This window comes from Sphingomonas sp. UYP23 (assembly GCF_054059235.1).
Window position 1 is genome coordinate 1 of sequence record NZ_JBSSBX010000007.1, and the last position, 23,556, is coordinate 23,556.

Sequence of the window (23,556 nt, forward strand, 5' to 3'; positions counted from 1 at the left end):
TGCTGCTGCATCGAACGATTGTACTGCCATGAGCGGGGCAGCCGACGACAAGCCAGGGCGCACGATGGAAGTTGCGCGGATCGAGAAGGAGCGAGGTTCCGACACGATCGTGCAACCGCGCGAACTGGTCGAAGTCCGCTATGCGCGCGGTGTCTCGCTTAGCCTTTCGGCTCGTAAGGTTCTCGCCTTGATGATGCATCAGACCGCTGGCGACGCTTGGCGCGACCAAGAACATCGGATCGCCAAGCGTATGCTGCGCGGCTCCCATAATTCCAATGATCGCCTCACCGACACGATCGACGAGCTGATGGGTATCTTTTTCGCGATGCCCGATCAGGTCGAGGGCGACCAAGGCCGTCGCACGTTCCAAATGATCGAGGAGACATTTGAGGGGGGAGAACAAGGGTGGCTGATCTACCGTTTCACCCGCCGCGCCCGCGATCTGCTGAAAGACAGCGAAGCCTATGCCCTGCTGCACCGGGAAACGGTGCTGGCGTTCGATAGCAAATATGCCCTCGAACTCTACCAATTGGGAGCTTTGCTATACCGTCGCGACGTGCCGATCTGGCGGGGAGACGTCGCCACGCTACGGTCCAAGCTTGGCGTCCCTGAAGGCACCTATGGCTCTTTTGCTGACCTGCGCCGCTTCGTCCTTGATGCGGCGACGGCCGAGATAAATCAGCTCGTCCCTCAATTCTCGGTAGCGTGGGAAGTCGCAAAGCGAAGGGGCCGCAAGGTCACCGAAATAGCGATAACCTTCCGCCGCAAAGCCCCGATCGCCGCGGTAGCGGCCGAGGAGGAAAACGAACGTCACCGCGCCGGCCGGCGTGCACGGCGCGAAGGCACCGAAGAGGCGATTGTTGATCCTGCGGCGATCATAGCCGCCACAGCCGCCAGACTTTCGGTTTCGGACATACTGCGATGGCCTGCGGACGATCAGGTGTCAGAATATCGCACGCCAGAGCTCTATGCGATCGGCTTAGCACACGGTGGAGGCCACGCGATTCAGCGGCTAGCGGATCAATACGTCCGGGTCCGATCTGACAGACGTCGGCAACTCCGGGGTGATGCTCTTCGCGAAGATTGGACCACATGGGTAAAGGGTTGCGCGGGAAAGTGGGCGAAACCCTGATCCTTGTCTCTGAAGGGGTTGCACGATACCCTACAGCGACCGGTCATTGTTCCCGGTTGGAAACGTGGGAATAACGTATGGCTACAGTCTCGATGACAAAGGGTGCCGAGCTGGCTGGTGTCAGCAAGGGAACTGTCTCTAAAGCTCTGAAGTCGGGCCGTCTTAGCTATGCCGAAAAGACAGATAACGGCTACCTGATCGAAACATCTGAACTGTTTCGGGTGTTTCCTCCTAAGCAGTCGGAAACGGTTGAAAAGGTTCGGTTTGACACCCCTATAGGAAACAGAGAAACCCTAATGGAAACAGGGGGGTTGCTCCGAGAAGTTGAACTGTTGCGTGAACAGCTTCGTGATCGTGATGGCGTAGTCGATGACCTACGTCAGCGCCTTGATCGGTCGGACGAGGAACGACGCGAGGCACAGGCCCGAGTGATTGGGTTGCTGGCAGGACCTGGCCCTACGGAATCCAAGCGGGGGTTCTTCGGTCGCCTGTTCGGTCGACCCGATGAGTGATGTTGCAAAAGGGGTCCCTTTCGAACGGCACGAAGCGTCGCGAACATCAGACAAAAAAATGGGCCCGCGTGAGCAGGCCCTAAAGTGTTAGGAGAGGATGCCTGAAAGGCGTCGCCATGCTGCACTTGCGAAAGGAATGACGCAAGCCCTACCATCGACATGAATCCACAAAATCAATCTTTTTTCTGATGCAAAAAATCAAAGATTTTGCATCACATCTAGAACTGTCAAAATGACCTGCTAAGGCGATATCAAAGACAGGTTCTATTTCTACCAACGCTATAAGGTATTTTGGGGGAATATGGCATGGTAATCAGTCGTGGTCGTTGGTTCGTGATAGGTGTATTTGCCAGCGCAAGCATCGTTGGAATAGCGCTATTTACTGGAAAGGCCCGCCTATTACTAGGAAGTTTTGTCGGACGTGAAACTGACGCCCAATGGTATTGGTCGATAATTGCGATTTATAGCCTGCTGGGTTTGGGTTGTGTCTATGGCGCGATAAAATCAGCTAGCGAGAAATAGCGCTCTGGCAACTATATATATCACTGCTTTCTGCGCGTTTGATGCAAAACTCACACAGACTGTGCGAAAACTCGATCGCGGATCGAAAATCGGCTTGGCAAAGCGACGTTTCGACCTGTTTGAGGCCTCTACACGCTCCAAAATGGGCGGATATCGGCCCGGTCAGCGGTCTTTGGGCTGCTCCCCGGGAGTTTTCGCACAGTCTGCACAGGTTCTGCATCGCGCTCGGAACGGCTGAATTCGGGCGGTTTCGTGATGCACATATCCGATGCACGCAAGGAACGTAGCGCCGCTGCGATTTTTCTCGAAACAGAATCCAATCGGGATGATACCAGTAGGCCCGATGTTAAAAGCTCGAATGTGTCAGCGCGGCAAAGCGCGATGACGCGGCGTGCCCTCGGATGTCACCTCGACCTTTCGGACGACGCCAGCGTGTCGCCGGTAAATTTCGTAGTATCGTCCTTGTCCGCGTACCTCTTCGATCATGACGATCTCTCCTGGAGTAGCGATCGCAGGTAGCGCCGTCAGAACCGCTGTGGGCAACTCGGACAGAGCAACGACCCGCTCAACAACTAGACCACCGTCTTCCTCCCGCTCGATCGCGCCCCGGCGCACGCCTCCCCAATAGAGCTGGATCTCATGCTCCTCGCCCGGCGCGACGTAGGCGACCCACGCGCGATGAATTGCCATGATCTGAGTGCCCGAGAGGCTAAACATGACTACCCCCGACGTCACCATCGCGAAAAGCCCCGCACGCCGAAACAGGCTCTCGCGCATGAGCGAAAGCACCTGACGTGAGGTTAGCGAGGCCAGCACGGCCGCCGTCGCGATCAGTGCGCCCGCGATTAGCGCGGATCGCGGCAATAGCCCGAACGCCGCATACAGCGCGATCTTTAGGAGGTGCAGAAGTACTTCGTTCGTGGCGCGCGTCGCCACGATCTCGTCCTTCGTCAGCCCGATACGGTAATACGATCGGTTGAATATGACGCCGACCGCACCGGTGAACCCGGACAGCAGTCCTGCCGCAGCACCCAGCCATGGCAGGCGACCTAGTGGTAGGGGCAGTTCCGTCCCCGGCGCCGGGCTGCGACGAAACAGGGCCGGCAGGTTGAAAAGCAGAAAGCAGCCCAGCAGAAATTCGACATAGACCGGCTCGAACCGTGTTAGCAGCCAGGCGCCCGCAGCCGCGGCTGGCAATGCTGTGGGTACGAAGCGGCGTACAACATCCCAGCGGATGTGCGTTCGGAAAAGCCAGATGCGCGACACCGAACTGGCAGCAGTGCCGATTGATAGCGCGCCCGGGATCGAGGCCACTGGAAGGATCAGACGCAGGAGGGGAACCAGCACCAATCCGGCACCGCCGCCTGCTACGGCGCTGACGATGAAAGCCAAAAAGGCGACAACGAAAACAAGCATGATGATCATAGGCATCCGCTACCTGGTCGACCGTACAAGGCACACCCGTCCTGATTTCAAATCTACAAATTTCTAATGCGGGCTTTCCCTAAACATCATCTCTTCCGAGAGCTTCGTTTCGGCCCGCTAGCGCAAGCGGCATCATAGTTTTCGTTGCAAAAGGGTTCCCTTTTGCAACAGCAGCTATCGGCGGGGAAAGTGGTCGGTCGGCAAGCGCCCAATCAGGCCGTTCCGGCGTGGCTATGTGCTTCCCGATTGCAGACCGTTCTTCAGCAGGGCAACATGCTGCAATGAGGCTCGTGCGAGCCAAGGTGCGTCGTAATAAGTTGTGCCGAATATTGGGGGGTTGCCAATGATGCGTCGCAGAGGGATTTGTCAGTACAAGGTGTTCGCCAGCGGCGCACAGTTGATCACCCTTGTCGTGCTGGCCGGTTGCGCTGGCGCTGCGGCGGCAAACCCTGACTATCCTTTCAGCGGCCGCTGGCGGGAGGACACCACGTCAATTACCGGAGATACCAAGCCAACGGTCTTTAAAGTGCGCGATGGGCGCTTCAAGCGAGACGATAATCCGAGTATCACAGCAGATGGTCGTCCTCATCCCGTCGCTGACGACGTGTATGTCGACGAGCAGACGATCTCGATCGATAGCGACCATCTCGTCAAGGAGATCGACAAAATCCGCGGTAAACTTGCTTATACCGTTGATTATAGCGTCTCTCCCGATGGCAATTCCCTGACATCGCATGTGGCCAGCTACACGAGCCCAGACGGCAAAGCCGTTCGAAGCGTGACGGTGAAGCGCCGTGTCGGCTCGGCGAAAAACGGCGCTCATCTGCTTTCCGGAACATGGAAGCTCATCAGTGTGGTGGTAGATTCCAAACATGATTGGATCCTGAAGCTCGAGGGCAATCGCTTTAGCCAGCGCACGGATGGCGGCTCGGGATTCGACGCCATCATTGGAGGGCCGCTGGTAACGCTCGATGGGGACAATTCCGGCGTCCGAGCGCAAATTACACGACCAAGACCCGACCTTATTGTCGAAACAGATTTTTCGGCAAAGGGTACAGTCGATGACACGTTCTCGATGCAACTAATGCCCGACGGAAAAACCATTCGCGTCACGGGCACTTATGGCCCCGACAAAAGGCCGACGGCCTTCACCATGCACAAACAGGTGGATTGATCGATCGTCAGGCCATTGCTCACTCGATCGTCCCGAATTGCCACGGCGCAGCAGCCTTGTGCTTGGCCACGCCAGCTAAAGGCTCAATGAAGGACGGTTTGCCACGCTTGGCCGCGCGAAAGCGGCCGGACCGCTCCCCACCCGATCCTTGCCGTTCAGTCCTGCCTCCGGGACAGCCGCGATATCGTCGCCTGATCGACCCCGAGGAGCGCCGCGACGGTGCGCTGCGTGTCGCCGGCAGCAAGCCGCTGTAGGGCCTCGGACTGCTGGTGAGGGGTGAGGGCGGCACGTCGGCCGAACTTGACGCCACGGGCCTTGGCCTGGACCCTGCCGGCAGCGGTGCGTTCGGTGATACGATGACGCTCATAGCTGGCGGCAACCCCCAGCACGGCGATGATGACATCGGCGAACTGCGAGGTGGTATCCACCATCGGCTCCGCGATCGAGCGGAAGCCGGCACCGGCTTCCTTCACTGCATGGAGGATGTTCAACAGGTCGCGCGTGTTGCGGGCGAGACGATCGGTCGATGTCACCATCAGCACGTCGCCGGCATTGAGCGCGCCGATCGCGCGCTTGAGCTGGGGTCGCTCGGCGGTCGCGCCGCTTATCTTCTCGCGGTAGACCTTCGTACAGCCGGCCGCGTCGAGCTGGGCGAGCTGCTGTGCCAAGTCCTGACCGTTGGATGAGACGCGTGCGTAGCCGTAAATCATGCACCGATTGTGCATCGGAATTATGCATCATGGAAGTACCGGGTTTTGTGCGCTTTTCCATCTGATGCAAAACTTGTGATTTTTGCATCGCTGGCGCGGAAACGGCTGGTCAGCAGCTGTCAGTTATTGCTTAGGTTGATCGGCGATGTAACGAACGGTTAGAGATCCGACCGGATGGTGGTTTCCACCTAGGGCTTGTCGAGTCTTCCCTTCAATTTCTGCGGTATGAACGGTGACAAGTAAATCCGTAGGAGATGTCCATCTGAGGCCCGGCTTAGGGCTAATAATCAGGCCAGTATCCAGATCATCTTTAAAGAACCAACCATCGTCACCGGCTGGGGCGGTATCCAGCCGTAGATGGTATTCGTTGCTTTCTCCGGCATTGTAGGTGTCCTCGATCAGCATGGCCGAATAAGCTGATTTTTGCGCAGGGCGCGACATCCATTTCCGCTCAACAGGCCGGAGTTCCGAGCAGGCCGATACAACCAGAGCAGCAATTAGCAGGAGCAATAGAACCTTCATGGCACTAGATTACATGGTGACGACCGATCCGCCAGTGGGTGGCTCCTGCCCGTCGTTCATGCGTCAACGCTGATACCAAATTATGGTTTTCATATCACTATGAAAAAGTGAGTCTTTGCATTTGCCGTTACAAGATGTCTCAGCAAAAGGCGTCATGCCACTCCGTGGAAAGAGAACATAATTAGATTATCATTTTTCAAATCGTAATAAGCATCGAAGTAACCTTTTCCTCCGTCAGCTACTAATAGCTCCGCATGGTCAAGGTCATCACCAAGTCGTAAGATATTCATTTTCGCAGCCGCATGAATTAAAATTATTTTCGTTCCTTTTAGGGTGAAGCGTGCTGTTTCTGTATTAATGTGGGTGCCAAGGTATTGAATTTCGTAATCGATCGGTGAAACCCGCTCGATTTGAGGGGATCGATCCCATTTCAGAAGCGGTCGACGATCAGCGTCGAGGAAGCGATATAGAGCGACCTTTGCGCGCGCAGCTTCAGCAGCGGACGGCTGCCAAAGACTCGGATAACCCAACACGTCCTGCTTGCTGAGAGCTTGAGATGTTTTCGCAATCTGAAGGATGTGATCACTGGGGAGCAACGCGGGCGCTTGAAGCGCGGCCATCAATAAAAACGGCGTAATGAGCATCTTGAACTCCGCGAGTTAGAACGTGCATCTAGCATTCGAAGACCGTTAGGAATGCCTAATCATCACTGAACGGCTGAAATTAAGCAGCTGCCGACCAGTCGTTTTGGGCTGCTATCGCTGATGCAAAACTTTTGATTTTCGCATCAAGAGCACGACGGCCTTCCGATGGGATCGGACCGCGCGGGGAACGCGTGGAAGGGGCTTTACTGCGTCACAGTGGGGTCGCCATCGACAGCTGCCGCCTCTGCGGCAAACGTCTGGTGCCGACAATCACTCGCTCTGCCGGTTGCATGGTCAGGACTTCTTGCGGGCGATGATCGATACCGCCATCTGCCTTCGCGAGCCGACGGGCACCGTCCCGGTGGTAAAGCAAGGAGCCCCTCATGAACATCTTGCACATCGACGCTAGCGCCAGTGACGCCCCGGCCTCGCATTCACGCCGCCTTTCGGCCGAGCTGGCCGAAAAGCTGAAAGCGGGCAATGCCGGTGCGACGATCGTTTACCGCGACCTCGTCGCCGATCCCTTGCCGCACGTCGACATGACCATTCGTCTGGCGTGGGGCCCGGAGGGCGAAAAGGATGCGGCACTCACGGCGACGGCCACGCGATCCAAAACGCTGGTCGACGAGCTCAAGGCTGCCGATGTCGTCGTGATCGGCTCGCCGATGTACAATTTCTCGGTTCCCTCGACCCTGAAGGCCTGGATCGATCATATCGCGATTGCCGGCCAGACGTTCCATTACACCCCGGAAGGCCCGAAGGGTCTGCTAACGGCAAAAGCGTATCTCGCGCTCTCGTCCGGCGGCATCTACTCGCAGGGTCCGTTCGCCGGCGCGGAGCACCTCGCAACGTATCTGACCGCGATCCTCGGTTTCCTTGGCATCAGCGAGATCGAGGTCGTGCGGGCCGAAGGGGTCGCCTATGGAGCCGAGCAGGACCAGGCCGCAATGGCATCGGCCCGTGAGCGCATCGCAACGCTCGTTGCCGGATAAAATTCGTCGATAGCCATGCCTGCCTTCCCGGCTGCCAAGCGGCAGCCAGGAAGGCAGGCGCGTTCCTGATTGGGATGCGGCCTATCGGAAATGTTCACTTCTCAAGGCCGTCGCACGCTTTGACATGGAGTGCCGCCGTTACGATGGCTCCCGTACATTATTCGGACATGGGTTCACGGTTGTCGGCAAGCAACTGATTTATCGGCGTTTCTTTCAGAAACGTTCGAATTTGAAAGCGGCGTAGAGATGACGAAATGTCCGAAGTTGGGCGGTAGCGGAACGGCTGCCTTCCCGAACTGCCCTGATCGAGACGAGAAGTGGGCAAGGTCGCCCCGTCACCGGTTCAGCCCCAGATCACGTTGCAGGACACGCTCGCGATCGTGGATGAGCTGCCCCAACCTTTATTTGAATACGTGCGCGACCTCGAACGTCTGCAACTGGGTAGACAGCGACCGACAGATACTCCCTGAAATCAAGCCATTTCAGCCACCCGCATATCAACGTGGAGGCCAGCTGCGCTGACCATGTTCACCAGCGTGTCCAAGCTGAAGCGGTTGATGCGGCCGCGCATTAGGTCCGAGATCCTAGGCTGTGTCACTCCGAAGCGCTGAGCCGCCTCGATTTGCGTCCATTCACGTGTCCGAATCTGCCTTTCAAGCGCGCGCATCAACGAAGACCGGAGCTTCATGTTCTCCGCATCTGCCGGAGTATCTTCGATCGCGTCCCAAACGCTCTTGAATTTGGTGCTGGTCATTGTCCTAGCTCCTTTAAGAGTGCTTTGTATCGCTTAGTAGCGATCTCGATATCCGGCTTACTAGTCTTTTCCGTTTTCTTCTGGAAACAGTGAAGAACGTGAACAGTATTCTCAAATTTCGCGACATACATTACACGGAAAGCATCGCCATCCTCCGATATGCGGATTTCCCGAACGCCTTTTCCAACTGTGGGAAAAGGCTTCCAATCGGATGGTTCTTCGCCGTGCTGCACCTTGTCGAGCTGGTAGCCGGCTTCCTTGCGGGCCTCTCCTGGGAAATCCCGGAGGTCATCAAGCGACCCGCCACGGAAGTCGATTTCCATAATCTCGTCATCCATAGTCGGTATATATAAAAGTTTATATAATTGCGCAACCGGCCTTGCGTTGCTTGAAAGCGGCAAAGTCGAACGGCTGTGGCTCCCCGCTCTGCTCGCCCTCGATCAGCGCCTGACGGATGCTCTCGATCTCCAGGCCCCGTTCCTGCTCGCGCCGGATGAGGTCACGGATCGCCTCGCTGTCATTGGTGTAGCTGCCGGCGTCGATCTGGGCGGCGATCCACGCATTCTGCTGTTCGGTCAGGGTAATGGTCTAGCGAACGGTCGCCATATCGGCCTCCACGTCATGCTATTGGTGCTGTTTAGCACGGCCATCGATTCCGCGGTGTTTGTTCACCGGCCCATCCCCTGATCCCGATCGCGTTGCAGGACGCGCTCGCGATCGTGCATGAGCTGCCCTATGGCGTGCGCCATCTGGGGCTCTCGCTGGATCTGCTCGATATACAGATCCTTGGTGTGCTGGTTCGCGCCGTTATAGGCGTCTACCGCCTTGCGGAGCGCCTCAGGCGCCGCCCGCCAGTCGCTGCTATGGTCGCTATAGCCGTGGGCGCCCGCCTCGCGCCGCGCCGCGATCGTCCTGAACCGCTCGGCCACCTGCTCCCGGGCATGGGCCTGTTGACGCTCCTGCACAGCAAGGCGGGCGCGCTCGGCGGCGAGCTGCTCGCGCTGCTGCGCCTCGGCCGCTTCGCGCCGATCGCGCTCGACTGCGCCGCTCAACGTTGCCGCGAACCCGTGCAGTCGGCCCGCCACCCACTGGCTCGCATCGCGCAGCCACTCCGATCCGAGCTCGATATACTGACGCAAAGACCGCTGCTCGAGGACGCCGGCGTTGTGCTGGGCGACCTCCGCCACCGGCTCATACGCACGCCCATCGCGCTGCGCCTCCCGCTCGGCCCGGCGCTCCATCGCCGCGACCCCCGGCCCCATGTGCACCGTCGCCTCCTGCTCGATCCCGCGCCGCTGGTGGCTGCGGTGATCGACCCGCTCGGCCACCTGCGCCCGTTCCAGCGCCGCGTTCTGCATCTCGGCGTAGCGCGCCCGCCAGCGCTCCACCTCCCCGCTGGTCTTCTGGTCCAACTCGCGGCTCTTCTCCCCCAGCCCCTCCGCGCCGATCCGCCGCGTCGTCGTCAGGAGGTGCGCATGGTGGTTGCGCTGATCGCCCTGCCGACCAGGTTCGTGGATCGCAACGTCCACCGCCACCCCGTGCCGCTCGCTGATCTCCCGCGCCAGGTCGAGCGTGAGGGTGCGGCGCTCGTCGGCCGACAACTCGGCCGGGAGCGCGATTTCATATTCCCGCGCCACGGTCGAATTCTTGCGCGTCTCGGCCTGCTCGGCCGCGTTCCACAGCGCCGACCGGTCGCGCACCCATTCGGGTGCGTTGGCAGGCGCGACGATCTCGCGGTGTTCGATGCCCTGCTTGCGGGTGTAATCGTGGACGACGCCGGTGCGCTCGTCCGCAATCTCGACGCCCGCACGGTAAGCCGCTGCTGCCGTCGCGGTGCGACCGGCAGAGCGGCTTACCGTCTTCACCGCAAGATGGAAGCTCGCCATCGCCGCGCACTCCTTTGCCATGCGGAAGCATGGCGCGGGCGACAGCCCGCTGGGGTTCGGGGTATCCCCCGACGCACGCAAACGCAAGTTTGCATAAGTGCGCCATTCTCTCCTTTCAGTCGCTCTGGTGTAATGCTACCTCAATGACGTAGCGAAAGGACCGATCATGGCCGCTCCCACACCCGAAGCTATAGAAAATGCCCGCCTCAAGGTCCAGCAGGCCAAGGCCCGGTTGCAGTTGCTCGAAGCCCGCACCGCCACCCTCAATCGCAAAGCCGATGCCCGCCGAAAAATCATCCTCGGTGGCCTGCTGCTCGATGCTGCGATGAAGGACGCGGAGTGGGAAGCCGGCCTCAAGGAATTGATGGACCGGATCGTTCGCGACCAAGACCGCAAAGCGTTCGAGGGTTGGACCTTCCGGGGTGTTGCCGATGGCTGACCCGTTCAACCCTTCCGATTTCGACGCTCCCCCATCATCAGGTGATCCCCAGGCCGACTATCGCATCCTGCTCGACGCCATGCGCAAGGCAGGGGCTGAGGGGGTCGCGGAGCAGACGGCCACGCTGGCCCGCCAGATCGCCCAGGAAGCCAGCCAGCGTGCCGACTGGAGCCAGCATGTAGGATCGACCGTCCAAGACCTTCTGCGGGCCGCTGACAGGCTCCAGCGGGCCAGCACGGGCATCTGGCTCGATCGGTTCAAGGAATGGCTCTACGCCGCCCTGATCGGCCTGGGGCTGATCTTTGTGGCAGCCCTCGCCTACCAATGGGCCAAGGAACCTAAGATCGAGCAGCGCATGTACGGCTGCGCCGGTCATTGGAACGCCAAGACCCATACCTGCAAAGACGGATGGGTGCCCTTGCAACCGCAACCGACCGGATAATTTATGGACCCGGCCAAGGACCGCGCCATTGCGACAGCCCGGCGATGGACGCTACGTTCATGGCCGGGCTGTAGCCCTCCCGGCGCGGGCGGCCGAAGTCGGAAGCACCGAAGGTAGAGGTCAAAATCCGCCTGGATGCCAAGACGGTCGAGCATCTGCGGGAAGCGGCCCCGGATGGCAGACCCGTGTGAACGCCGTGCTCGGCCAGCTGGTAGAGGCGGGCCGGATCTAAGTACGCGCTGAACCGGCACGTTGGGTGACCGTCAGCAGATGATCTCACCCCCTCTTCGGCTAACTTCTTCCTCGCTAAGCCTGCGGCCCTTGGGCCGCCTTGTGACGGCGTAGCCGGCACGCATCAGCAGCGCATTGGCCACAGGCCAATTCCATAGGCCAATTCCATTAAATCCTCTTTGTCCGCGCGCGGTGATTCATGATTCTAGGATTCTATGATTCAGGGGGTTGCATCTCTTTGCTTTTAAAAGCCGATTCCGGCCTATCATGAGGAATGGGGTGGGGTATCATGAGTTTTGGGGTGGGGTATCATGAGGAATGGGGTGGGGTATCATGAGGAATGGGGTGCGTGAAATGAGAAGCTAGCCGTCCTCATCTCATAATACTTGACCGTGCTGCTGCATCGAACGATTGTACTGCCATGAGCGGGGCAGCCGACGACAAGCCAGGGCGCACGATGGAAGTTGCGCGGATCGAGAAGGAGCGAGGTTCCGACACGATCGTGCAACCGCGCGAACTGGTCGAAGTCCGCTATGCGCGCGGTGTCTCGCTTAGCCTTTCGGCTCGTAAGGTTCTCGCCTTGATGATGCATCAGACCGCTGGCGACGCTTGGCGCGACCAAGAACATCGGATCGCCAAGCGTATGCTGCGCGGCTCCCATAATTCCAATGATCGCCTCACCGACACGATCGACGAGCTGATGGGTATCTTTTTCGCGATGCCCGATCAGGTCGAGGGCGACCAAGGCCGTCGCACGTTCCAAATGATCGAGGAGACATTTGAGGGGGGAGAACAAGGGTGGCTGATCTACCGTTTCACCCGCCGCGCCCGCGATCTGCTGAAAGACAGCGAAGCCTATGCCCTGCTGCACCGGGAAACGGTGCTGGCGTTCGATAGCAAATATGCCCTCGAACTCTACCAATTGGGAGCTTTGCTATACCGTCGCGACGTGCCGATCTGGCGGGGAGACGTCGCCACGCTACGGTCCAAGCTTGGCGTCCCTGAAGGCACCTATGGCTCTTTTGCTGACCTGCGCCGCTTCGTCCTTGATGCGGCGACGGCCGAGATAAATCAGCTCGTCCCTCAATTCTCGGTAGCGTGGGAAGTCGCAAAGCGAAGGGGCCGCAAGGTCACCGAAATAGCGATAACCTTCCGCCGCAAAGCCCCGATCGCCGCGGTAGCGGCCGAGGAGGAAAACGAACGTCACCGCGCCGGCCGGCGTGCACGGCGCGAAGGCACCGAAGAGGCGATTGTTGATCCTGCGGCGATCATAGCCGCCACAGCCGCCAGACTTTCGGTTTCGGACATACTGCGATGGCCTGCGGACGATCAGGTGTCAGAATATCGCACGCCAGAGCTCTATGCGATCGGCTTAGCACACGGTGGAGGCCACGCGATTCAGCGGCTAGCGGATCAATACGTCCGGGTCCGATCTGACAGACGTCGGCAACTCCGGGGTGATGCTCTTCGCGAAGATTGGACCACATGGGTAAAGGGTTGCGCGGGAAAGTGGGCGAAACCCTGATCCTTGTCTCTGAAGGGGTTGCACGATACCCTACAGCGACCGGTCATTGTTCCCGGTTGGAAACGTGGGAATAACGTATGGCTACAGTCTCGATGACAAAGGGTGCCGAGCTGGCTGGTGTCAGCAAGGGAACTGTCTCTAAAGCTCTGAAGTCGGGCCGTCTTAGCTATGCCGAAAAGACAGATAACGGCTACCTGATCGAAACATCTGAACTGTTTCGGGTGTTTCCTCCTAAGCAGTCGGAAACGGTTGAAAAGGTTCGGTTTGACACCCCTATAGGAAACAGAGAAACCCTAATGGAAACAGGGGGGTTGCTCCGAGAAGTTGAACTGTTGCGTGAACAGCTTCGTGATCGTGATGGCGTAGTCGATGACCTACGTCAGCGCCTTGATCGGTCGGACGAGGAACGACGCGAGGCACAGGCCCGAGTGATTGGGTTGCTGGCAGGACCTGGCCCTACGGAATCCAAGCGGGGGTTCTTCGGTCGCCTGTTCGGTCGACCCGATGAGTGATGTTGCAAAAGGGGTCCCTTTCGAACGGCACGAAGCGTCGCGAACATCAGACAAAAAAATGGGCCCGCGTGAGCAGGCCCTAAAGTGTTAGGAGAGGATGCCTGAAAGGCGTCGCCATGCTGCACTTGCGAAAGGAATGACGCAAGCCCTACCATCGACATGAATCCACAAAATCAATCTTTTTTCTGATGCAAAAAATCAAAGATTTTGCATCACATCTAGAACTGTCAAAATGACCTGCTAAGGCGATATCAAAGACAGGTTCTATTTCTACCAACGCTATAAGGTATTTTGGGGGAATATGGCATGGTAATCAGTCGTGGTCGTTGGTTCGTGATAGGTGTATTTGCCAGCGCAAGCATCGTTGGAATAGCGCTATTTACTGGAAAGGCCCGCCTATTACTAGGAAGTTTTGTCGGACGTGAAACTGACGCCCAATGGTATTGGTCGATAATTGCGATTTATAGCCTGCTGGGTTTGGGTTGTGTCTATGGCGCGATAAAATCAGCTAGCGAGAAATAGCGCTCTGGCAACTATATATATCACTGCTTTCTGCGCGTTTGATGCAAAACTCACACAGACTGTGCGAAAACTCGATCGCGGATCGAAAATCGGCTTGGCAAAGCGACGTTTCGACCTGTTTGAGGCCTCTACACGCTCCAAAATGGGCGGATATCGGCCCGGTCAGCGGTCTTTGGGCTGCTCCCCGGGAGTTTTCGCACAGTCTGCACAGGTTCTGCATCGCGCTCGGAACGGCTGAATTCGGGCGGTTTCGTGATGCACATATCCGATGCACGCAAGGAACGTAGCGCCGCTGCGATTTTTCTCGAAACAGAATCCAATCGGGATGATACCAGTAGGCCCGATGTTAAAAGCTCGAATGTGTCAGCGCGGCAAAGCGCGATGACGCGGCGTGCCCTCGGATGTCACCTCGACCTTTCGGACGACGCCAGCGTGTCGCCGGTAAATTTCGTAGTATCGTCCTTGTCCGCGTACCTCTTCGATCATGACGATCTCTCCTGGAGTAGCGATCGCAGGTAGCGCCGTCAGAACCGCTGTGGGCAACTCGGACAGAGCAACGACCCGCTCAACAACTAGACCACCGTCTTCCTCCCGCTCGATCGCGCCCCGGCGCACGCCTCCCCAATAGAGCTGGATCTCATGCTCCTCGCCCGGCGCGACGTAGGCGACCCACGCGCGATGAATTGCCATGATCTGAGTGCCCGAGAGGCTAAACATGACTACCCCCGACGTCACCATCGCGAAAAGCCCCGCACGCCGAAACAGGCTCTCGCGCATGAGCGAAAGCACCTGACGTGAGGTTAGCGAGGCCAGCACGGCCGCCGTCGCGATCAGTGCGCCCGCGATTAGCGCGGATCGCGGCAATAGCCCGAACGCCGCATACAGCGCGATCTTTAGGAGGTGCAGAAGTACTTCGTTCGTGGCGCGCGTCGCCACGATCTCGTCCTTCGTCAGCCCGATACGGTAATACGATCGGTTGAATATGACGCCGACCGCACCGGTGAACCCGGACAGCAGTCCTGCCGCAGCACCCAGCCATGGCAGGCGACCTAGTGGTAGGGGCAGTTCCGTCCCCGGCGCCGGGCTGCGACGAAACAGGGCCGGCAGGTTGAAAAGCAGAAAGCAGCCCAGCAGAAATTCGACATAGACCGGCTCGAACCGTGTTAGCAGCCAGGCGCCCGCAGCCGCGGCTGGCAATGCTGTGGGTACGAAGCGGCGTACAACATCCCAGCGGATGTGCGTTCGGAAAAGCCAGATGCGCGACACCGAACTGGCAGCAGTGCCGATTGATAGCGCGCCCGGGATCGAGGCCACTGGAAGGATCAGACGCAGGAGGGGAACCAGCACCAATCCGGCACCGCCGCCTGCTACGGCGCTGACGATGAAAGCCAAAAAGGCGACAACGAAAACAAGCATGATGATCATAGGCATCCGCTACCTGGTCGACCGTACAAGGCACACCCGTCCTGATTTCAAATCTACAAATTTCTAATGCGGGCTTTCCCTAAACATCATCTCTTCCGAGAGCTTCGTTTCGGCCCGCTAGCGCAAGCGGCATCATAGTTTTCGTTGCAAAAGGGTTCCCTTTTGCAACAGCAGCTATCGGCGGGGAAAGTGGTCGGTCGGCAAGCGCCCAATCAGGCCGTTCCGGCGTGGCTATGTGCTTCCCGATTGCAGACCGTTCTTCAGCAGGGCAACATGCTGCAATGAGGCTCGTGCGAGCCAAGGTGCGTCGTAATAAGTTGTGCCGAATATTGGGGGGTTGCCAATGATGCGTCGCAGAGGGATTTGTCAGTACAAGGTGTTCGCCAGCGGCGCACAGTTGATCACCCTTGTCGTGCTGGCCGGTTGCGCTGGCGCTGCGGCGGCAAACCCTGACTATCCTTTCAGCGGCCGCTGGCGGGAGGACACCACGTCAATTACCGGAGATACCAAGCCAACGGTCTTTAAAGTGCGCGATGGGCGCTTCAAGCGAGACGATAATCCGAGTATCACAGCAGATGGTCGTCCTCATCCCGTCGCTGACGACGTGTATGTCGACGAGCAGACGATCTCGATCGATAGCGACCATCTCGTCAAGGAGATCGACAAAATCCGCGGTAAACTTGCTTATACCGTTGATTATAGCGTCTCTCCCGATGGCAATTCCCTGACATCGCATGTGGCCAGCTACACGAGCCCAGACGGCAAAGCCGTTCGAAGCGTGACGGTGAAGCGCCGTGTCGGCTCGGCGAAAAACGGCGCTCATCTGCTTTCCGGAACATGGAAGCTCATCAGTGTGGTGGTAGATTCCAAACATGATTGGATCCTGAAGCTCGAGGGCAATCGCTTTAGCCAGCGCACGGATGGCGGCTCGGGATTCGACGCCATCATTGGAGGGCCGCTGGTAACGCTCGATGGGGACAATTCCGGCGTCCGAGCGCAAATTACACGACCAAGACCCGACCTTATTGTCGAAACAGATTTTTCGGCAAAGGGTACAGTCGATGACACGTTCTCGATGCAACTAATGCCCGACGGAAAAACCATTCGCGTCACGGGCACTTATGGCCCCGACAAAAGGCCGACGGCCTTCACCATGCACAAACAGGTGGATTGATCGATCGTCAGGCCATTGCTCACTCGATCGTCCCGAATTGCCACGGCGCAGCAGCCTTGTGCTTGGCCACGCCAGCTAAAGGCTCAATGAAGGACGGTTTGCCACGCTTGGCCGCGCGAAAGCGGCCGGACCGCTCCCCACCCGATCCTTGCCGTTCAGTCCTGCCTCCGGGACAGCCGCGATATCGTCGCCTGATCGACCCCGAGGAGCGCCGCGACGGTGCGCTGCGTGTCGCCGGCAGCAAGCCGCTGTAGGGCCTCGGACTGCTGGTGAGGGGTGAGGGCGGCACGTCGGCCGAACTTGACGCCACGGGCCTTGGCCTGGACCCTGCCGGCAGCGGTGCGTTCGGTGATACGATGACGCTCATAGCTGGCGGCAACCCCCAGCACGGCGATGATGACATCGGCGAACTGCGAGGTGGTATCCACCATCGGCTCCGCGATCGAGCGGAAGCCGGCACCGGCTTCCTTCACTGCATGGAGGATGTTCAACAGGTCGCGCGTGTTGCGGGCGAGACGATCGGTCGATGTCACCATCAGCACGTCGCCGGCATTGAGCGCGCCGATCGCGCGCTTGAGCTGGGGTCGCTCGGCGGTCGCGCCGCTTATCTTCTCGCGGTAGACCTTCGTACAGCCGGCCGCGTCGAGCTGGGCGAGCTGCTGTGCCAAGTCCTGACCGTTGGATGAGACGCGTGCGTAGCCGTAAATCATGCACCGATTGTGCATCGGAATTATGCATCATGGAAGTACCGGGTTTTGTGCGCTTTTCCATCTGATGCAAAACTTGTGATTTTTGCATCGCTGGCGCGGAAACGGCTGGTCAGCAGCTGTCAGTTATTGCTTAGGTTGATCGGCGATGTAACGAACGGTTAGAGATCCGACCGGATGGTGGTTTCCACCTAGGGCTTGTCGAGTCTTCCCTTCAATTTCTGCGGTATGAACGGTGACAAGTAAATCCGTAGGAGATGTCCATCTGAGGCCCGGCTTAGGGCTAATAATCAGGCCAGTATCCAGATCATCTTTAAAGAACCAACCATCGTCACCGGCTGGGGCGGTATCCAGCCGTAGATGGTATTCGTTGCTTTCTCCGGCATTGTAGGTGTCCTCGATCAGCATGGCCGAATAAGCTGATTTTTGCGCAGGGCGCGACATCCATTTCCGCTCAACAGGCCGGAGTTCCGAGCAGGCCGATACAACCAGAGCAGCAATTAGCAGGAGCAATAGAACCTTCATGGCACTAGATTACATGGTGACGACCGATCCGCCAGTGGGTGGCTCCTGCCCGTCGTTCATGCGTCAACGCTGATACCAAATTATGGTTTTCATATCACTATGAAAAAGTGAGTCTTTGCATTTGCCGTTACAAGATGTCTCAGCAAAAGGCGTCATGCCACTCCGTGGAAAGAGAACATAATTAGATTATCATTTTTCAAATCGTAATAAGCATCGAAGTAACCTTTTCCTCCGTCAGCTACTAATAGCTCCGCATGGTCAAGGTCATCACCAAGTCGTAAGATATTCATTTTCGCAGCCGCATGAATTAAAATTATTTTCGTTCCTTTTAGGGTGAAGCGTGCTGTTTCTGTATTAATGTGGGTGCCAAGGTATTGAATTTCGTAATCGATCGGTGAAACCCGCTCGATTTGAGGGGATCGATCCCATTTCAGAAGCGGTCGACGATCAGCGTCGAGGAAGCGATATAGAGCGACCTTTGCGCGCGCAGCTTCAGCAGCGGACGGCTGCCAAAGACTCGGATAACCCAACACGTCCTGCTTGCTGAGAGCTTGAGATGTTTTCGCAATCTGAAGGATGTGATCACTGGGGAGCAACGCGGGCGCTTGAAGCGCGGCCATCAATAAAAACGGCGTAATGAGCATCTTGAACTCCGCGAGTTAGAACGTGCATCTAGCATTCGAAGACCGTTAGGAATGCCTAATCATCACTGAACGGCTGAAATTAAGCAGCTGCCGACCAGTCGTTTTGGGCTGCTATCGCTGATGCAAAACTTTTGATTTTCGCATCAAGAGCACGACGGCCTTCCGATGGGATCGGACCGCGCGGGGAACGCGTGGAAGGGGCTTTACTGCGTCACAGTGGGGTCGCCATCGACAGCTGCCGCCTCTGCGGCAAACGTCTGGTGCCGACAATCACTCGCTCTGCCGGTTGCATGGTCAGGACTTCTTGCGGGCGATGATCGATACCGCCATCTGCCTTCGCGAGCCGACGGGCACCGTCCCGGTGGTAAAGCAAGGAGCCCCTCATGAACATCTTGCACATCGACGCTAGCGCCAGTGACGCCCCGGCCTCGCATTCACGCCGCCTTTCGGCCGAGCTGGCCGAAAAGCTGAAAGCGGGCAATGCCGGTGCGACGATCGTTTACCGCGACCTCGTCGCCGATCCCTTGCCGCACGTCGACATGACCATTCGTCTGGCGTGGGGCCCGGAGGGCGAAAAGGATGCGGCACTCACGGCGACGGCCACGCGATCCAAAACGCTGGTCGACGAGCTCAAGGCTGCCGATGTCGTCGTGATCGGCTCGCCGATGTACAATTTCTCGGTTCCCTCGACCCTGAAGGCCTGGATCGATCATATCGCGATTGCCGGCCAGACGTTCCATTACACCCCGGAAGGCCCGAAGGGTCTGCTAACGGCAAAAGCGTATCTCGCGCTCTCGTCCGGCGGCATCTACTCGCAGGGTCCGTTCGCCGGCGCGGAGCACCTCGCAACGTATCTGACCGCGATCCTCGGTTTCCTTGGCATCAGCGAGATCGAGGTCGTGCGGGCCGAAGGGGTCGCCTATGGAGCCGAGCAGGACCAGGCCGCAATGGCATCGGCCCGTGAGCGCATCGCAACGCTCGTTGCCGGATAAAATTCGTCGATAGCCATGCCTGCCTTCCCGGCTGCCAAGCGGCAGCCAGGAAGGCAGGCGCGTTCCTGATTGGGATGCGGCCTATCGGAAATGTTCACTTCTCAAGGCCGTCGCACGCTTTGACATGGAGTGCCGCCGTTACGATGGCTCCCGTACATTATTCGGACATGGGTTCACGGTTGTCGGCAAGCAACTGATTTATCGGCGTTTCTTTCAGAAACGTTCGAATTTGAAAGCGGCGTAGAGATGACGAAATGTCCGAAGTTGGGCGGTAGCGGAACGGCTGCCTTCCCGAACTGCCCTGATCGAGACGAGAAGTGGGCAAGGTCGCCCCGTCACCGGTTCAGCCCCAGATCACGTTGCAGGACACGCTCGCGATCGTGGATGAGCTGCCCCAACCTTTATTTGAATACGTGCGCGACCTCGAACGTCTGCAACTGGGTAGACAGCGACCGACAGATACTCCCTGAAATCAAGCCATTTCAGCCACCCGCATATCAACGTGGAGGCCAGCTGCGCTGACCATGTTCACCAGCGTGTCCAAGCTGAAGCGGTTGATGCGGCCGCGCATTAGGTCCGAGATCCTAGGCTGTGTCACTCCGAAGCGCTGAGCCGCCTCGATTTGCGTCCATTCACGTGTCCGAATCTGCCTTTCAAGCGCGCGCATCAACGAAGACCGGAGCTTCATGTTCTCCGCATCTGCCGGAGTATCTTCGATCGCGTCCCAAACGCTCTTGAATTTGGTGCTGGTCATTGTCCTAGCTCCTTTAAGAGTGCTTTGTATCGCTTAGTAGCGATCTCGATATCCGGCTTACTAGTCTTTTCCGTTTTCTTCTGGAAACAGTGAAGAACGTGAACAGTATTCTCAAATTTCGCGACATACATTACACGGAAAGCATCGCCATCCTCCGATATGCGGATTTCCCGAACGCCTTTTCCAACTGTGGGAAAAGGCTTCCAATCGGATGGTTCTTCGCCGTGCTGCACCTTGTCGAGCTGGTAGCCGGCTTCCTTGCGGGCCTCTCCTGGGAAATCCCGGAGGTCATCAAGCGACCCGCCACGGAAGTCGATTTCCATAATCTCGTCATCCATAGTCGGTATATATAAAAGTTTATATAATTGCGCAACCGGCCTTGCGTTGCTTGAAAGCGGCAAAGTCGAACGGCTGTGGCTCCCCGCTCTGCTCGCCCTCGATCAGCGCCTGACGGATGCTCTCGATCTCCAGGCCCCGTTCCTGCTCGCGCCGGATGAGGTCACGGATCGCCTCGCTGTCATTGGTGTAGCTGCCGGCGTCGATCTGGGCGGCGATCCACGCATTCTGCTGTTCGGTCAGGGTAATGGTCTAGCGAACGGTCGCCATATCGGCCTCCACGTCATGCTATTGGTGCTGTTTAGCACGGCCATCGATTCCGCGGTGTTTGTTCACCGGCCCATCCCCTGATCCCGATCGCGTTGCAGGACGCGCTCGCGATCGTGCATGAGCTGCCCTATGGCGTGCGCCATCTGGGGCTCTCGCTGGATCTGCTCGATATACAGATCCTTGGTGTGCTGGTTCGCGCCGTTATAGGCGTCTACCGCCTTGCGGAGCGCCTCAGGCGCCGCCCGCCAGTCGCTGCTATGGTCGCTATAGCCGTGGGCGCCCGCCTCGCGCCGCGCCGCGATCGTCCTGAACCGCTCGGCCACCTGCTCCCGGGCATGGGCCTGTTGACGCTCCTGCACAGCAAGGCGGGCGCGCTCGGCGGCGAGCTGCTCGCGCTGCTGCGCCTCGGCCGCTTCGCGCCGATCGCGCTCGACTGCGCCGCTCAACGTTGCCGCGAACCCGTGCAGTCGGCCCGCCACCCACTGGCTCGCATCGCGCAGCCACTCCGATCCGAGCTCGATATACTGACGCAAAGACCGCTGCTCGAGGACGCCGGCGTTGTGCTGGGCGACCTCCGCCACCGGCTCATACGCACGCCCATCGCGCTGCGCCTCCCGCTCGGCCCGGCGCTCCATCGCCGCGACCCCCGGCCCCATGTGCACCGTCGCCTCCTGCTCGATCCCGCGCCGCTGGTGGCTGCGGTGATCGACCCGCTCGGCCACCTGCGCCCGTTCCAGCGCCGCGTTCTGCATCTCGGCGTAGCGCGCCCGCCAGCGCTCCACCTCCCCGCTGGTCTTCTGGTCCAACTCGCGGCTCTTCTCCCCCAGCCCCTCCGCGCCGATCCGCCGCGTCGTCGTCAGGAGGTGCGCATGGTGGTTGCGCTGATCGCCCTGCCGACCAGGTTCGTGGATCGCAACGTCCACCGCCACCCCGTGCCGCTCGCTGATCTCCCGCGCCAGGTCGAGCGTGAGGGTGCGGCGCTCGTCGGCCGACAACTCGGCCGGGAGCGCGATTTCATATTCCCGCGCCACGGTCGAATTCTTGCGCGTCTCGGCCTGCTCGGCCGCGTTCCACAGCGCCGACCGGTCGCGCACCCATTCGGGTGCGTTGGCAGGCGCGACGATCTCGCGGTGTTCGATGCCCTGCTTGCGGGTGTAATCGTGGACGACGCCGGTGCGCTCGTCCGCAATCTCGACGCCCGCACGGTAAGCCGCTGCTGCCGTCGCGGTGCGACCGGCAGAGCGGCTTACCGTCTTCACCGCAAGATGGAAGCTCGCCATCGCCGCGCACTCCTTTGCCATGCGGAAGCATGGCGCGGGCGACAGCCCGCTGGGGTTCGGGGTATCCCCCGACGCACGCAAACGCAAGTTTGCATAAGTGCGCCATTCTCTCCTTTCAGTCGCTCTGGTGTAATGCTACCTCAATGACGTAGCGAAAGGACCGATCATGGCCGCTCCCACACCCGAAGCTATAGAAAATGCCCGCCTCAAGGTCCAGCAGGCCAAGGCCCGGTTGCAGTTGCTCGAAGCCCGCACCGCCACCCTCAATCGCAAAGCCGATGCCCGCCGAAAAATCATCCTCGGTGGCCTGCTGCTCGATGCTGCGATGAAGGACGCGGAGTGGGAAGCCGGCCTCAAGGAATTGATGGACCGGATCGTTCGCGACCAAGACCGCAAAGCGTTCGAGGGTTGGACCTTCCGGGGTGTTGCCGATGGCTGACCCGTTCAACCCTTCCGATTTCGACGCTCCCCCATCATCAGGTGATCCCCAGGCCGACTATCGCATCCTGCTCGACGCCATGCGCAAGGCAGGGGCTGAGGGGGTCGCGGAGCAGACGGCCACGCTGGCCCGCCAGATCGCCCAGGAAGCCAGCCAGCGTGCCGACTGGAGCCAGCATGTAGGATCGACCGTCCAAGACCTTCTGCGGGCCGCTGACAGGCTCCAGCGGGCCAGCACGGGCATCTGGCTCGATCGGTTCAAGGAATGGCTCTACGCCGCCCTGATCGGCCTGGGGCTGATCTTTGTGGCAGCCCTCGCCTACCAATGGGCCAAGGAACCTAAGATCGAGCAGCGCATGTACGGCTGCGCCGGTCATTGGAACGCCAAGACCCATACCTGCAAAGACGGATGGGTGCCCTTGCAACCGCAACCGACCGGATAATTTATGGACCCGGCCAAGGACCGCGCCATTGCGACAGCCCGGCGATGGACGCTACGTTCATGGCCGGGCTGTAGCCCTCCCGGCGCGGGCGGCCGAAGTCGGAAGCACCGAAGGTAGAGGTCAAAATCCGCCTGGATGCCAAGACGGTCGAGCATCTGCGGGAAGCGGCCCCGGATGGCAGACCCGTGTGAACGCCGTGCTCGGCCAGCTGGTAGAGGCGGGCCGGATCTAAGTACGCGCTGAACCGGCACGTTGGGTGACCGTCAGCAGATGATCTCACCCCCTCTTCGGCTAACTTCTTCCTCGCTAAGCCTGCGGCCCTTGGGCCGCCTTGTGACGGCGTAGCCGGCACGCATCAGCAGCGCATTGGCCACAGGCCAATTCCATAGGCCAATTCCATTAAATCCTCTTTGTCCGCGCGCGGTGATTCATGATTCTAGGATTCTATGATTCAGGGGGTTGCATCTCTTTGCTTTTAAAAGCCGATTCCGGCCTATCATGAGGAATGGGGTGGGGTATCATGAGTTTTGGGGTGGGGTATCATGAGGAATGGGGTGGGGTATCATGAGGAATGGGGTGCGTGAAATGAGAAGCTAGCCGTCCTCATCTCATAATACTTGACCG

Annotated in this window: 28 protein-coding genes; 12 read left to right on the top strand and 16 right to left on the bottom strand. The window is 58.9% G+C overall.

Features of this window, described 5'->3' with window-relative positions; translation table 11 throughout:
- Together ACVWYO_RS24885 and ACVWYO_RS24890 are read left to right on the top strand one after the other, a co-directional pair.
- Positions 1-1,132 (top strand): replication initiation protein (locus ACVWYO_RS24885; protein WP_457355819.1); only part of this gene is annotated, 1,132 nt, incomplete at its 5' end.
- 92 nt (positions 1,133-1,224) lie between these two features.
- Positions 1,225-1,644: a DNA-binding protein gene (locus ACVWYO_RS24890; protein WP_457355821.1), complete on the top strand. Its 420-nt coding sequence runs from the start codon at positions 1,225-1,227 to the stop codon at positions 1,642-1,644.
- Between the two features lie 885 nt (positions 1,645-2,529).
- Here ACVWYO_RS24890 and ACVWYO_RS24895 read toward each other — a convergent pair.
- Positions 2,530-3,591, bottom strand: a complete 1,062-nt coding sequence (locus tag ACVWYO_RS24895; RefSeq protein ID WP_457355823.1) for a sulfite exporter TauE/SafE family protein — start codon at positions 3,589-3,591, stop codon at positions 2,530-2,532.
- Positions 3,592-3,934: 343 nt separating this feature from the next.
- On the opposite strand from ACVWYO_RS24895, the gene ACVWYO_RS24900 reads away from it, so the two are divergent.
- Positions 3,935-4,765 (top strand): hypothetical protein, encoded by an 831-nt coding sequence (locus ACVWYO_RS24900; RefSeq protein WP_457355825.1) that lies wholly within the window; start codon positions 3,935-3,937, stop codon positions 4,763-4,765.
- Between the two features lie 155 nt (positions 4,766-4,920).
- On the opposite strand, the gene ACVWYO_RS24905 is transcribed toward ACVWYO_RS24900, so the two are convergent.
- The 3 genes from ACVWYO_RS24905 to ACVWYO_RS24915 form a co-directional block, all read right to left on the bottom strand.
- A complete protein-coding gene (locus ACVWYO_RS24905) occupies positions 4,921-5,475 on the bottom strand; it encodes a recombinase family protein (protein WP_457355827.1) in 555 nt (184 codons plus the stop codon).
- Between the two features lie 123 nt (positions 5,476-5,598).
- Positions 5,599-5,997, bottom strand: coding sequence for a hypothetical protein (locus ACVWYO_RS24910; protein WP_457355829.1), 399 nt, complete (start codon positions 5,995-5,997; stop codon positions 5,599-5,601).
- Between the two features lie 152 nt (positions 5,998-6,149).
- Positions 6,150-6,641 (bottom strand): hypothetical protein, encoded by a 492-nt coding sequence (locus ACVWYO_RS24915; RefSeq protein ID WP_457355831.1) that lies wholly within the window; start codon positions 6,639-6,641, stop codon positions 6,150-6,152.
- A 383-nt stretch (positions 6,642-7,024) separates the two neighbouring features.
- Here ACVWYO_RS24915 and ACVWYO_RS24920 point away from each other — a divergent pair, with 383 nt between their 5' ends.
- Positions 7,025-7,633, top strand: coding sequence for an FMN-dependent NADH-azoreductase (locus tag ACVWYO_RS24920; protein ID WP_457355833.1), 609 nt, complete (start codon positions 7,025-7,027; stop codon positions 7,631-7,633).
- Positions 7,634-8,105: 472 nt separating this feature from the next.
- On the opposite strand, the gene ACVWYO_RS24925 is transcribed toward ACVWYO_RS24920, so the two are convergent.
- The 4 genes from ACVWYO_RS24925 to mobQ (ACVWYO_RS24940) all read right to left on the bottom strand — a co-directional run bounded on the left by ACVWYO_RS24925 (position 8,106) and on the right by mobQ (ACVWYO_RS24940) (position 10,273).
- On the bottom strand, positions 8,106-8,387 hold the full coding sequence (locus ACVWYO_RS24925) for a helix-turn-helix domain-containing protein (RefSeq protein ID WP_457355835.1): 282 nt from the start codon (positions 8,385-8,387) through the stop codon (positions 8,106-8,108).
- The gene (locus tag ACVWYO_RS24930; RefSeq protein WP_037494049.1) at positions 8,384-8,725 is read right to left on the bottom strand and encodes a type II toxin-antitoxin system RelE/ParE family toxin; all 342 of its coding nucleotides are present in this window, start codon (positions 8,723-8,725) and stop codon (positions 8,384-8,386) included. Before ACVWYO_RS24930 ends, ACVWYO_RS24925 begins: the two co-directional genes overlap by 4 nt.
- Before the next feature lie 19 nt (positions 8,726-8,744).
- Entirely contained in the window at positions 8,745-8,972 is a 228-nt protein-coding gene (locus tag ACVWYO_RS24935) for a type II toxin-antitoxin system ParD family antitoxin (RefSeq protein ID WP_457355846.1), read from the bottom strand.
- An 83-nt stretch (positions 8,973-9,055) separates the two neighbouring features.
- Positions 9,056-10,273 carry a MobQ family relaxase gene (gene mobQ, locus ACVWYO_RS24940; protein ID WP_457355838.1) on the bottom strand — a complete coding sequence of 406 codons (1,218 nt, stop codon included), beginning with the start codon at positions 10,271-10,273 and terminating at the stop codon, positions 9,056-9,058.
- Positions 10,274-10,439: 166 nt separating this feature from the next.
- Between mobQ (ACVWYO_RS24940) and ACVWYO_RS24945 the strand changes: the two genes are divergently transcribed.
- The 4 genes from ACVWYO_RS24945 to ACVWYO_RS24960 all read left to right on the top strand — a co-directional run bounded on the left by ACVWYO_RS24945 (position 10,440) and on the right by ACVWYO_RS24960 (position 13,422).
- Entirely contained in the window at positions 10,440-10,712 is a 273-nt protein-coding gene (locus ACVWYO_RS24945; RefSeq protein ID WP_457355840.1) for a mobilization protein, read from the top strand.
- Positions 10,705-11,154, top strand: a complete 450-nt coding sequence (locus ACVWYO_RS24950) for a hypothetical protein (RefSeq protein WP_457355842.1) — start codon at positions 10,705-10,707, stop codon at positions 11,152-11,154. The genes ACVWYO_RS24945 and ACVWYO_RS24950 overlap by 8 nt, the downstream gene beginning before the upstream one ends.
- 652 nt (positions 11,155-11,806) lie before the next feature.
- Positions 11,807-12,910, top strand: a complete 1,104-nt coding sequence (locus ACVWYO_RS24955; protein ID WP_457355844.1) for a replication initiation protein — start codon at positions 11,807-11,809, stop codon at positions 12,908-12,910.
- A 92-nt stretch (positions 12,911-13,002) separates the two neighbouring features.
- Positions 13,003-13,422, top strand: a complete 420-nt coding sequence (locus ACVWYO_RS24960; protein WP_457355821.1) for a DNA-binding protein — start codon at positions 13,003-13,005, stop codon at positions 13,420-13,422.
- 885 nt (positions 13,423-14,307) lie between these two features.
- Here the strand turns inward: ACVWYO_RS24960 and ACVWYO_RS24965 are convergent.
- Positions 14,308-15,369, bottom strand: a complete 1,062-nt coding sequence (locus ACVWYO_RS24965; RefSeq protein WP_457355823.1) for a sulfite exporter TauE/SafE family protein — start codon at positions 15,367-15,369, stop codon at positions 14,308-14,310.
- Positions 15,370-15,712: 343 nt separating this feature from the next.
- Between ACVWYO_RS24965 and ACVWYO_RS24970 the strand changes: the two genes are divergently transcribed.
- Positions 15,713-16,543: a hypothetical protein gene (locus ACVWYO_RS24970; protein WP_457355825.1), complete on the top strand. Its 831-nt coding sequence runs from the start codon at positions 15,713-15,715 to the stop codon at positions 16,541-16,543.
- A gap of 155 nt (positions 16,544-16,698) precedes the next feature.
- Here the strand turns inward: ACVWYO_RS24970 and ACVWYO_RS24975 are convergent, their stop codons facing one another.
- The 3 genes from ACVWYO_RS24975 to ACVWYO_RS24985 all read right to left on the bottom strand — a co-directional run bounded on the left by ACVWYO_RS24975 (position 16,699) and on the right by ACVWYO_RS24985 (position 18,419).
- Positions 16,699-17,253, bottom strand: coding sequence for a recombinase family protein (locus ACVWYO_RS24975; RefSeq protein WP_457355827.1), 555 nt, complete (start codon positions 17,251-17,253; stop codon positions 16,699-16,701).
- A 123-nt stretch (positions 17,254-17,376) separates the two neighbouring features.
- A complete protein-coding gene (locus tag ACVWYO_RS24980) occupies positions 17,377-17,775 on the bottom strand; it encodes a hypothetical protein (protein WP_457355829.1) in 399 nt (132 codons plus the stop codon).
- Between the two features lie 152 nt (positions 17,776-17,927).
- Positions 17,928-18,419 (bottom strand): hypothetical protein, encoded by a 492-nt coding sequence (locus ACVWYO_RS24985; RefSeq protein ID WP_457355831.1) that lies wholly within the window; start codon positions 18,417-18,419, stop codon positions 17,928-17,930.
- 383 nt (positions 18,420-18,802) lie between these two features.
- Here ACVWYO_RS24985 and ACVWYO_RS24990 point away from each other — a divergent pair, with 383 nt between their 5' ends.
- Positions 18,803-19,411, top strand: a complete 609-nt coding sequence (locus tag ACVWYO_RS24990; RefSeq protein ID WP_457355833.1) for an FMN-dependent NADH-azoreductase — start codon at positions 18,803-18,805, stop codon at positions 19,409-19,411.
- A gap of 472 nt (positions 19,412-19,883) precedes the next feature.
- On the opposite strand, the gene ACVWYO_RS24995 is transcribed toward ACVWYO_RS24990, so the two are convergent.
- From ACVWYO_RS24995 to mobQ (ACVWYO_RS25010), 4 genes are all read right to left on the bottom strand, one after another.
- Positions 19,884-20,165 (bottom strand): helix-turn-helix domain-containing protein, encoded by a 282-nt coding sequence (locus ACVWYO_RS24995; RefSeq protein ID WP_457355835.1) that lies wholly within the window; start codon positions 20,163-20,165, stop codon positions 19,884-19,886.
- Entirely contained in the window at positions 20,162-20,503 is a 342-nt protein-coding gene (locus ACVWYO_RS25000) for a type II toxin-antitoxin system RelE/ParE family toxin (protein ID WP_037494049.1), read from the bottom strand. The genes ACVWYO_RS24995 and ACVWYO_RS25000 overlap by 4 nt, the downstream gene beginning before the upstream one ends.
- A 19-nt stretch (positions 20,504-20,522) precedes the next feature.
- Positions 20,523-20,750, bottom strand: a complete 228-nt coding sequence (locus ACVWYO_RS25005) for a type II toxin-antitoxin system ParD family antitoxin (RefSeq protein WP_457355846.1) — start codon at positions 20,748-20,750, stop codon at positions 20,523-20,525.
- A gap of 83 nt (positions 20,751-20,833) precedes the next feature.
- The gene (gene mobQ, locus ACVWYO_RS25010; protein WP_457355838.1) at positions 20,834-22,051 is read right to left on the bottom strand and encodes a MobQ family relaxase; all 1,218 of its coding nucleotides are present in this window, start codon (positions 22,049-22,051) and stop codon (positions 20,834-20,836) included.
- A gap of 166 nt (positions 22,052-22,217) precedes the next feature.
- Between mobQ (ACVWYO_RS25010) and ACVWYO_RS25015 the strand changes: the two genes are divergently transcribed.
- Both ACVWYO_RS25015 and ACVWYO_RS25020 read left to right on the top strand, forming a co-directional pair.
- Positions 22,218-22,490: a mobilization protein gene (locus tag ACVWYO_RS25015; RefSeq protein WP_457355840.1), complete on the top strand. Its 273-nt coding sequence runs from the start codon at positions 22,218-22,220 to the stop codon at positions 22,488-22,490.
- Entirely contained in the window at positions 22,483-22,932 is a 450-nt protein-coding gene (locus ACVWYO_RS25020) for a hypothetical protein (protein ID WP_457355842.1), read from the top strand. The genes ACVWYO_RS25015 and ACVWYO_RS25020 overlap by 8 nt, the downstream gene beginning before the upstream one ends.
- Positions 22,933-23,556: the final 624 nt, after the last annotated feature.